Annotated in this window: 2 protein-coding genes; one reads left to right on the top strand and one right to left on the bottom strand. The window is 34.8% G+C overall.

Annotated features, from left to right (window positions below):
• Positions 1 to 45 precede the first annotated feature (45 nt).
• Positions 46 to 363: a VOC family protein gene (locus tag ACFWE9_RS26810; protein ID WP_230162696.1), complete on the bottom strand. Its 318-nt coding sequence runs from the start codon at positions 361 to 363 to the stop codon at positions 46 to 48.
• 476 nt (positions 364 to 839) lie between these two features.
• Between ACFWE9_RS26810 and ACFWE9_RS26805 the strand changes: the two genes are divergently transcribed.
• Entirely contained in the window at positions 840 to 1,523 is a 684-nt protein-coding gene (locus tag ACFWE9_RS26805; protein ID WP_230162698.1) for a response regulator, read from the top strand.
• The last annotated feature ends 459 nt before the right edge of the window (positions 1,524 to 1,982 follow it).

The raw sequence follows: 1,982 nt of genomic DNA, 5'->3' as shown, positions 1-1,982 counted from the left end.
TTACTATACATCTATTTTATAAAAATAGTATTAAATTAAGTATCTTTAATCTCTTGCTCGTTCTACCAATTGTAGCAATTCACCATTAGGTCCATAGAATAAAATCATACGTCCACCTTCTAGTGTTGGTTGTTGTTGTGGGGATGAAAATTTAACTCCTTTTTTCTGGTAATGGTTAATTGCTATATTAATATCTTCTACTGTAAAAGCAAGGTGGTTAACAATTCCACTTTTGTTATACTTACCAATAGATTCAATGTCTTGGATTAGTTCAATTTCTATACTAGGCTGTTCTTCCAAGTACAAAAATGCCATCTCTCTTGTTTTTGAATATCCTCGAAGGCGAACTTTAAATCCAAACAAATCTGAGTAGTATTTAATAGTACCTCACTTAGTAAAAAGGAATAGAGAAAACCGTGATGATACTCAGTCGAAAAGAAAGATTCCGTGGTCATCCGCTGATATGGTGAAAGATGTTCCCACGCCTTTGTCAGGAACACTTCAAAATCATTATATTTTCCTATTATATGAAGTTCAGAGGTGAATTCTCATTAGTTTTATTCAATGCGTATTTACGCTAGATCTGATTTCATGCAGTATAAGGACCGATGCATAAGTTTATTTTTATGAAAAATTTTAATTGATGTGTATTTTTACGTATTATTATGTAGTTCATAATATAAATTAAACCTATGTTTTTATTAGAATAAACTTGAAAGCGAAATGAAGATTGATTCACAACCAGGGGCAGGCACTTTGGTGTTTATAAAAGTTCCCTATCATTTACAAACTTTAGAGAAAAAGAATAGGCATTTAAATAAATTAGGAGGAAGAAACCGTTGAAGACTAGTATCACCATTATCGATGACCATCAGCTTTTCCGTGAAGGCGTTAAGCGTATATTAGATTTTGAATCCTCCTTTGATGTTGTTGCCGAAGGCGATGACGGAAGCGAGGCTATGGATCTTGTTAAAACACACAAACCAGATGTTGTTATCATGGATATCAACATGCCGAATATGAACGGTGTCGAAGCGACTAAAATGCTTGTAAACCGTTACCCTGAAACGAAAGTCATCATTTTATCGATTCATGATGATGAAAACTATGTACAGCATGCATTGAAAACAGGAGCACAAGGTTATCTCTTGAAAGAAATGGATGCAGATGAGTTAATTGATGCTGTTCGTGTAGTCGTAGAAGGTGGCTCATACCTTCATCCAAAGGTGACCCATAATCTAGTCAAAGAATATCGCCGTTTAGCTGCTGAAGAGGGGGCTGATCGTGATTCAGTGCATGCTGTAGAGATCAGAAGACCGCGTCACCTATTGACTCGACGCGAGTGTGAAGTTCTTCAACTTTTAGCAGACGGAAAAAGCAACCGTGCCATCGGCGAAACTTTAGACATCAGTGAAAAAACAGTAAAAAACCATGTGAGTAACATTCTTCAAAAAATGAATGTAAACGACCGTACACAAGCTGTTGTTCTAGCTATTAAAAAAAGCTGGGTAAAAGTGAAATAATTTACCTTATGATAAGTCCGGCTCTTCAGTTTTCGCAATGATTGCTGAAGAGCTGGACTTTTTCATAAAACGAGCCTTAGAAGCAATTCTAAATGCTCGTTTTTTTTGAGGTTATATTGTTGTTTTGAAAAAATTGGACTTTTTCACTGTTTTTATGGAGTCCTTCACTTGTTTTAAACATGGAAATCTACTATTCTGAACTGTGTCCTTCCTTCTTCTCTTTCCTTCCCTTCCCTAATTAGTGGAAAGCAGGTTTATCTCTAGGTTGGAACTCCCTGAGTTTAAAATTTCTAAAATGGAGGTTATATAGCATTGTTGCTACTGTTCGTAAAAGTACACTTTTACGAACGGTTTTTATAGAATAAGATTAAAAAATAAGAAATGAGTAAAAAAATGGATGTTCGAATGATCGCAGGCTAAAAATAACAACATTTAAGATAAAAGTAGTATAAACAATAA

It is taken from the genome of Peribacillus sp. NPDC060253, from assembly GCF_042727425.1.
Taxonomy (GTDB): Bacteria; Bacillota; Bacilli; order Bacillales; family DSM-1321; genus Peribacillus.
This window is presented reverse-complemented; position numbering and strand designations above follow the sequence as displayed.